The sequence below is a fragment of the Candidatus Neomarinimicrobiota bacterium genome, from assembly GCA_030743815.1.
Taxonomy (GTDB): domain Bacteria; phylum Fidelibacterota; class Marinisomatia; order Marinisomatales; family S15-B10; genus UBA2146.
Genome location: JASLRT010000045.1, coordinates 1 through 9,088, shown reverse-complemented (window position 1 = coordinate 9,088; position 9,088 = coordinate 1). Strand labels below are relative to the sequence as shown.

Here is a 9,088-nt window from a genome sequence, read left to right as displayed (position 1 = left end):
CATGCAGCAGGATGAGGCCGGCACCCTCAAACTTCTGGAGGACCAGCAGGGTATCCCTGTCAGTGCCGGGGTCTATATCTACAGGCTACAGGCTAAGGGCTTTCAAAAAACACGCAAGATGGTTCTACTGAAGTAGAAAATTTGCTACCAAGTAACATAATGAATTTGAAGTACTTACCAATACTTGTCTCTGTACTGGCACCCATTCTGGTGTTTTCCCAAGACAGCTTAAGTGTCAGTAACGCTGACACAACGCAAAAGGCTATCATATTTAATGAATCTGTAGAAACAGATTCAACTCAAATGGAACTTGGAGATGACACAACCTCTGTAATCGAACAATCGGCTGAACCTGACTTACAAGAAAATCAGCTTAGCACGGACACAACCGCTGTAATTGATGAACCAGCAGAGCCTGATCCAACTCAAAATCAGATCATCGCTCATACCACCCTGGGCATCCTCCCCCTGGAGTCGCCTGAATACAGCCAGATAGAAATGTTTGCAGTGGCCGACTACGTTCAAAAGGAGGCCGAGACCATAGGAAAGTTCAGTACGGTCACAATGCTCTTTGAAGATGTGATGCTTGATACCCTGAAAGAACTAGAAGAAAAGTGTGCTGATCTTGACTGTGCCTACGATGTGGCCGACAGTGCCGGTGTGGACCAGATCATTGTCATTGATCTGTCCAGAATCAAAAAGACTGGCACAGACTCCACCGGCACAACCACCCTCTCTGGCAACATGATCCTTTATCTCATAAGTCCTGAAACAAAGGAACCTGAGGACAGTGTAGATAGCACCACCAAAAAGACGGCAAGGGATATTCCAATATTGGTAAAGGGGTGGGTATCGGATATTAGTAACAAGACTCGCCAGATTCTAAGCGGAGAGTCCAGGCCAACGGACAACCGGGTAAACCACTGGTACAGGGGAACGGCTACTGACGTGCCAGATGTTTTGAGAGTCATGGCCTGGGAGCTTATGGAAGAACAGGCTCCTGAGGAACATTTTACAGACAGTACCCTTGCTCTGGCCCAGGGTGACCTTGTTGGAAAAGCCCTAACTTTTATTGCCGCAAACGGTGCCGTCCTGGCCATTGGTGGCTTGGTTCTGGTGGGAGGTGGTTATGCCATTGCTTCATCGGGTACGGCGGGATCGGATAATAAAGGATTCAAGAATCCACCTAAATTACCTGATGTTCCATAATAATAAATGTATAATTCAATAATAAGCAAGTTCCTTCCAGTTTTTCTAGCCACACTCAGTGGGGTTGCCCTGGGCCAGATTACCGAAGTGGACTCCCTGGAGCATGATACCCAGTCGGGCATTCACAATTCCCTGGTGAGGGTGAATGACGATACCTACGCATTGGCCTATAGAAGCGGCGGCAATGACGGCCATATAAAAACCTTTACCATCCCCGCTGATGGGTCGAACATCATCGAAGTGGACTCCCTGGAGCATGATACCCGTAATGGACTGAACAATTCCCTGGTGAGGGTGAATGACAATACCATCGCCCTAGCCTATAGAGGCAACAGCAATGACGGCTTTATTAAAACCTTTACCATCTCCGCTGATGGGTCGAACATCATCGAAGTGTTCTCCCTGGAGCATGATAGCGTTAATGGATTCGACAATTCCCTGGTGAGGGTGGATGACGATACCTACGCATTGGCCTATAGAAACGATGACGATGGCGGCTATATAAAAACCTTTACCATCCCCGCTGATGGGTCGATCATCACCGAAGCGTTCTCCCTGAAGCATGATAGCGATAGAGGCATGCACAATTCCCTGGTGAGGGTGGATGACGATACTTACGCATTGGCCTATAGAAGCGATGCCAATGACGGCTTTATAAAAACCTTTACCATCCCCGCTGATGGCTCGAACATCACCCAAGCGTTCTCCCTGGGGCATGATCTCCATTATAATGCGGACAATTCCCTGGTGAGGGTGGATGACGATACCTACGCATTGGCCTATAGAGGCCCCGGCCATGACGGCTTTATAAAAACCTTTACCATCCCCGCTGATGGGTCGAACATCATCGAAGTGGACCTCCTGGAGCATGATATTGCATATGCATATGAGAATGACCTTGTGAAGGTGGATGACGATACATACGCATTGGCCTATAGAAGTAGAATAAGTTCCATCGTGACCGGCTTAATTAAAACCTTTACCATCCCCGCTGATGGGTTGAACATCACCCAAGTGGACTCCCTGCCGTTTAATAACCAAAATGATGGCTCACTGAACCATTCCCTTGTGAGGGTGGATTACGATACCTACGCATTGGCCTATAGAGGCACCGATAGTGATGGCTTTATTAAAACATTTACTATCGCCGGCAGCAATACTAACCAACCAACCGTCACTTCAGCTCCTACGGTGACCACCATTGAGGATACGGAGTACACCTTTGGGATATCTGATTTCAACTTATTTGATGCTGACGGGAATGCCCTTGACCATATTGAGATTACCTCCCTGGAGTCCGCCGGCACACTGTACCTGGACGCCGACAATGACGCCACCTACGACTCCGGTGAGGATGTGACACTCAACCAGGACATTACAGCAGCTAACATTACACTGGGGCTCTTCCGGTTCACCCCGGCGGCCAACGCTAACGGGAGTGCTATTGCAACATTTGCCTACAAGGTCAATGATGGGGAACACTACTCCAGTTCAGCTTCCACCATGACTATCAATGCCACCGCCGTGGACGATGTTCCTATCGCTACGGCCCAGACGGTGAGTGCCGATGAAGATGTGGATAAGACCATTATTCTCGCCGGTACGGAAGTAGACGGCGAGGACCTCACTTACAAGATATCCACTCTCCCCTCTAACGGGACCCTGTATCAGACATCAGACGGCTCCACCCGTGGGGACGCCATATCATCCGTGCCTACCACTGTATCAGACGGTAGCCACCGGGTCATCTACAGATCAGCCGTGGATGGCAACGGGGACAATCACGGCAACTTTGGGTTTAAGGTAAACGACGGCAACACAGACTCTGGTGAGTCCACGGTCACGGTGAATGTTGCGTCGGTGAATGATGATATTTTTGCTACGGCCCAGACGGTAAGCGTAAATGAGGACACGGACCTAGCCATCACCCTGGCCGCCACCGATGTAGACGGAAGGGCACTCTCCTATCAGATCACCACGCTTGCACCCCACGGAACACTGTATCAGACATCAGACGGCACTACCCAGGGAGACGCCATATCATCCGTGCCCACCACCGTATCAGATGGTAGCCACCGGGTCATCTACAGATCAGCCGCGGATGGCAACGGGGACGATCACGGCAACTTCGGCTTCAAGGCCTTCTCCGGAAGCGCCTTCAGCTCCGAGGCCACGGTCACGGTGGACGTGGCCCCTGTGAATGACGTCCCTGTAGCCATAGCACAGACCGTAACAGTAAATGAAGACACGGATGGGACCGTCACACTGACAGGAAATGACGTTGACGGTGATAACCTTTCCTACAAGATTACCACCCTCCCTTCCAAAGGCACTCTCTACCAGGCTACAAACGACAACATACGGGGTGACATCGTTTCAGGAATTCCCGCCGATGTAGCCAATGCACAGTTCAAGATGATCTACGTCTCCGCTCTAAACGGCAACGGGAACGGATACGGCAACTTCACTTTTACAGTAAACGATGGTACCACCGATTCTGATACGGCTACGGTCACGGTGAATGTGACCGCTGTAAATGACGCGCCTGTGGCCACAGCCCAGACAGTGACGGCTGATGAAGATTTGGACAAGGTCATCACTTTATCCGGCACGGATATAGAGGGAAGCGCACTTACATCCTCCATAACCACCCTCCCTTCAAATGGCACCCTTTATCAGGCCAACAGCGACACCAGCCGGGGGGATGCTGTTACCAAGGTCCCCACAACAGTGGCCAACGCAGCGTTCAACCTTATTTATGTCTCGGCCTTAAACGGCAACGGGGACGGATACGGCAATTTCGCCTTTAAAATAAATGACGGAACAGATGACTCCGATGCGGCCGCGGTCACCGTAAACGTATCACCGGTAGACGATCCACCTACGGTGGCCAACCCAATAGCTGATGTGGCTATGGATGAGGCCGCTGATTCGACCGATGACAAGAACAAGACAACAATTGATCTTTCCACTGTTTTTACAGACCTTGATAATGAGGACAGTGATATAATAAAAAGTGTCCAGGTAAACACCAATGATACACTATTGACCGCTTCTGTCAACGTGGACACGGACTCCCTGATCCTGGAACAGTTTCTGGAGGTGTACGGCAACACTACCATTACCGTCCGTGGCACTTCTAACGACCTGTGGGTGGAAGACGAGTTTAATATAATTGTGAGCAGTGTTGATTATGAACTGAGCGCCGCTACCCAGACCGTAACAGTGAATGAGGATTTTGATGTGACCATTGCCCTCCAGGGCTCCGATGAGGATAGCCGGGATCTAATTTTCCAGATCACAACGCTTCCAGCAAATGGCACACTCTTCCAGACAGATGACGGCACCACACGGGGGAATCCCATCACCTCTTCCCCGAGAAACGTCACCAGCGCTAACCAGCAGGTGATCTATGCGGCTGATCCCCACCAGTTTGGAGAAGGCCACGGCAACTACGGTTTCAGGGTAACCACGGAAGACGGCTCAAAGAGCAGGGAAGCTGAGATTACAGTGGATGTTATCTCAGTAAATGATCCCCCACTGGATATTGCCCTCACCCCAAACTCTGTTGAAGAAGGTCTTGATCCTAATTCCTATGTGGGAAAGTTCACCACCTCCGATGCAGATATTGATGACAGACATACATACAAATTTGAACCAGGAGAGGGAGATAAGGATAATGACAACTTCAAGATTGAGGGGGACTCACTTTTTACTCTTGTGGAAATGAACTTCCCCACCCAGCCAACCCATTTTATCCGGGTCAGTTCCACAGACGACTCTCTCGCGGTCATCGAAGAAGCCATGACCGTCCTGGTGATCGGAGAGGGAATGACCAGCCCCGCTGTGTTTCCGGATCAGAAATTCACCCTGTCTGAGTATTCAGCCATCGGGACAAAAGTGGGTGAAATAGAAGGCGATGACATTGATATAGGAGATATTCTCCAGGATTGGAGGATCGTGTCAGGTGATGATAAGAGTCACTTTGCTATCAATAACTCCACAGGAACACTCACCACGGCCGCTATATTAAACTTTGAGGACACCCCCTTCTATACCTTGGGCATCACCACTTCAGACAACATCTATACTTCACCGGTGGAAAATATCGTAGTTCAAGTGACAGATGTGGAAGAAGGTATTATAGTGAGCAGGACAACAGGCCTTATAACCTCGGAACATGAAGAGTCCGACACTTTTACTGTAGTACTTGAGTCGGCACCTCTTGAGGATGTTATCATTCCTTTGTCTTCTTCTGACATAAGTGAGGTAAGCATCTTTCCTGACTCACTCATCTTCACCTCTTCAGGCTGGAGTGAGCCCAAAACAGTAACGTTAACCGGCATTGATGATTCTGATACTACTGACGGAAACATACCTTACTCCGTAATTTTGGCATCCACCATCTCCTCTGATCCCAACTACAATGGCATCGATCTTCCCGATGTGGCGGCAACCAATATTGCCAAGGACATTCAAGGTCCGAAAGTAACCATCCAGCCTTTTGACCCTGGGTACGCGACGGTCAATTTACCCATCACCATAAACGCCAGCATTACAGATGTGAATGAAATCTCGAGTGCAATATTATTCTATTTCACCGGCGGCAATACGAAAACTGGCATAATCGTCATGAATGTAACAGATGTGGGCCAGTATGAGGCTACTATACCTGGTGACGCTATTACTCCCATGGGAATACACTTTAATATTGTTTCCGTGGACAAGAAAGGAAATCAGTCCATTAGTAACTACTCTATTGAGATAAATTTTCCTGAAGGTAAACTCTCAACAGATATTACTGGCAGTGTTTTAAAAGACGGTCTGCCTAAAAACAAGTGGCGCCTGATCTCTGTGCCTGCCAGACTCGATGATAATAACGTGGTGGCTGTCCTGGGCGATGCACTTGGAAAGAAGAAGTCCACCACCTGGGACGTCAGGCAATTGAAGGGAAAGGACTGGGATGATCCCTACGAAGAATCAACCGAACTTGAACCAGGAAAAGGCTACTGGCTTATCCATGATGTGAAGGCCGAATTTCCGTTTACCACTGGTTCAGGTTATTCGCTTGATCAAACAAAGTTTGAGTTTGAGCTTCAACCCCTCTGGAACATGATTGGTAATCCTTATCCATTTAGAGTAAAAATAGAAGTCGATGAAACCAATTTCTATGGCCCCCTAACCTACGGATGGACTGGAGAAGGGTGGTCATCTCCGGTAACAGAGCTCCAGCCCTGGAGCGGGTATGTGATCTATAATCGATCAATAGAACAAAAAGACTTGGTATTAACACCGGTACTAATACCATCAGAAATTACCATGCAAAATGTCACTGTACCTGACGGCTGGAAGCTTAACATTGGGGCGTATGGTAAAACTTATGTAGATCCGGGTAACGCTATTGGCAGACTCTCAGGATCTCTAGAAGGACTGGACTTCAGGGACAATCCAGAACCGCCCTATATGGGAGGATATGTCTCTGTGGTTATGCCAAGGGATGACTGGAGTGAGGATATTTCCAACTTCACCTCAGACATACGCTCACTGGCTGAACCTGAAGGTGTCTGGGATATCCAGCTCAGGGTCAAAGAGGAAACAAGCCCCGTTACTCTATCAATGGATATGGAAGGTGCCTTCCCTGTAGAACATGACATTGTACTCCTTGATCTTATTAATAGAAAGACACATCATATTAAAAAGACTTCATCAGTCACCTTAAACCAGAACTGGGATAAGCTCCCTGTCTATCCCTTCAAGATCGTTGCCGGTTCACCGGAATATGTCAGTTCCATGACGCAGGAGATACTCTCCCAGCTTCCTGAGACGTTTACCCTTCACCAGAACTATCCCAACCCTTTTAATCCGGTTACATCTATTAATTATGAGATACCAACAGACCAAAGAGTTACGTTGTCAGTTTACAATATTCTTGGTCAAGAGGTAATAAGCTTGGTGAACAAAGAACAATTTGCCGGCAAATACACGATTAGATGGGATGGTACCAGTAACCGATTGACTAATGTTTCAAGCGGCACATATTTTTATGTGTTACAAACTAATAATTTTAAACAAGTCAAAAAAATGGTGCTGTTGAAATAAAGGTAAAACTCCTTCCTCAAGGCTGTCAATATGCCCCCTTCTAACTAAATACCTTCCAAAGGTTCTTGAACCTTTCATGTTCTGTTCATACCTTTTGACCTCGGGGGTGAGACTTTTGACCTTTTATTGAATCATAAAAGGTCCAGGCCTTTAATCAATAAATAATGGATAATTCATCAAATAAAATGATTACGGTCAATGTACGTTTGGATTCCCAGATGGCTAATACATTGGGAACCAACAGAGTGAGTGTTACAGTAGGTGAATCATCTACCATCTTTGATGTTAAAGAAAAAATAAAGAAAAATCATCCGGATCTTGAAGATCGGCTTGATGGTACACTTCCCGTTGTTTCTGGAAAGATGGTGAATTTGGATCAAAAAGTAAGCCAGGGCGAAAACATCGCTTTTCTCAGCCCGGCAGCCGGTGGCTAAAAATAACTAACCATGCCAAGGAGGATTTAATGATGGCAAAAGCTGATGTAAAGGAAAAAAAGGTAACACAGACTAATGGTCACGAGACTGTTTATGTAGACGAATTTGTCGATGGCGTTTTGGATCCTAAAAAAACTATGTTAGGCCCTGTAAAAGACGGCGGCCATATTATGGTGAATACTACCCCGGGCTGTTGGGGACCTATGATTACACCGTCCATTCGGGGCGGTCATGAAGTAACCAAACCGGTTTATGTTTCCGGAGCCGAAGTAGGTGACGCCATTGCAATTCGTATAAAAGATATCTCTGTCACCTCCATGGCCACATCTTCAGGCAATGACCAATGGATGGAAAACCGTTTTCTAGGGGACCCCTATGTGGCCGGTAAATGCCCTACCTGTGATGAAGTATGGCCCGAGACCCGATTAGAGGGTATCGGTCAGGAATCTGTCCGATGCGCAAAGTGTGGGAACGACGTAACGCCATTTACTTTCACCAACGGATACACCATATTTTTTGACAATAATCGCGAGATTGGTGTAACTCTTCACAAAAAAGCTGCTGAGGAGGTGGGAAAGAGTGCTGCACACTATGCCGCCCTTCCTGAAAAATCTGTACAGAATCCAATCCTGGCATTCTGTCCTAGCGATCTAGTGGGAGTTGTTGCAAGACTTCGACCTTTCATGGGCCAACTGGGCACTACTCCGGCCATAGCCATGCCCGATTCACATAACGCTGGTGACTTCGGTACGTTCCTCGTAGGCGCACCTCACGCCTATGGTATTGAGGCGGATGATCTTGTCCACCGTACAGACGGCCATATGGATATTGACGCTGTCCGGGCTGGCTCCATCCTCATCTGTCCCGTTAAGGTGCCGGGTGGTGGTGTCTACCTGGGTGATATGCACGCCATGCAGGGCGACGGTGAGATCGCAGGTCACACCACAGATGTCTCCGGTACAGTGAATCTGCAAGTCCACGTTCTCAAAGGACTGGATATCGATGGACCCATTATTCTCCCTGTCAAAGAAGATCTACCCTACCTTGCGCAGCCGCTTACCGATGAAGAGAGAGAAAAAGCTGAAACAGTAGCAATTGCTTGGGGTCTAGAATCCCTAGAAGCATCAGCACCTATTTCTTTTGTAGGTACTGGGGGAGACCTGAATGCTGCGACGGAGAATGGACTGCAAAGAGCTGCTGATTTCCTGGAGGTAAGCGTTCCCGAAGTACAGAACCGCGCCACAATTACAGGTGCTATTGAAATTGGTCGGGCTCCCGGTGTAGTCCAGGTTACCTTTAGAGCGCCGGTAGATAAACTGGAAAAGAGGGGCATCATGCCCTACGTC

The 9,088-nt window shown here is 48.0% G+C and carries 4 protein-coding genes; all 4 read left to right on the top strand.

Annotation, left to right across the window (positions count from 1 at the left end):
- The first annotated feature begins 165 nt into the window (after positions 1-165).
- Positions 166-1,209, top strand: coding sequence for a hypothetical protein (locus QF669_04165; protein ID MDP6456638.1), 1,044 nt, complete (start codon positions 166-168; stop codon positions 1,207-1,209).
- A gap of 6 nt (positions 1,210-1,215) precedes the next feature.
- The gene (locus QF669_04160; GenBank protein MDP6456637.1) at positions 1,216-7,308 is read left to right on the top strand and encodes an Ig-like domain-containing protein; all 6,093 of its coding nucleotides are present in this window, start codon (positions 1,216-1,218) and stop codon (positions 7,306-7,308) included.
- Positions 7,309-7,472: 164 nt separating this feature from the next.
- The gene (locus QF669_04155) at positions 7,473-7,742 is read left to right on the top strand and encodes a MoaD/ThiS family protein (GenBank protein ID MDP6456636.1); all 270 of its coding nucleotides are present in this window, start codon (positions 7,473-7,475) and stop codon (positions 7,740-7,742) included.
- Between the two features lie 29 nt (positions 7,743-7,771).
- Positions 7,772-9,088, top strand: a 1,317-nt coding sequence (locus QF669_04150; protein MDP6456635.1) for an acetamidase/formamidase family protein, incomplete at its 3' end; no start/stop codon positions are given.

Bases quoted from the DNA above. Each gene is read 5' to 3' on its own strand.
- QF669_04160 (MDP6456637.1), top strand. From the start codon at position 1,216: ATGTATAATTCAATAATAAGCAAGTTCCTTCCAGTTTTTCTAGCCACA.
- QF669_04155 (MDP6456636.1), top strand. From the start codon at position 7,473: ATGGATAATTCATCAAATAAAATGATTACGGTCAATGTACGTTTGGAT.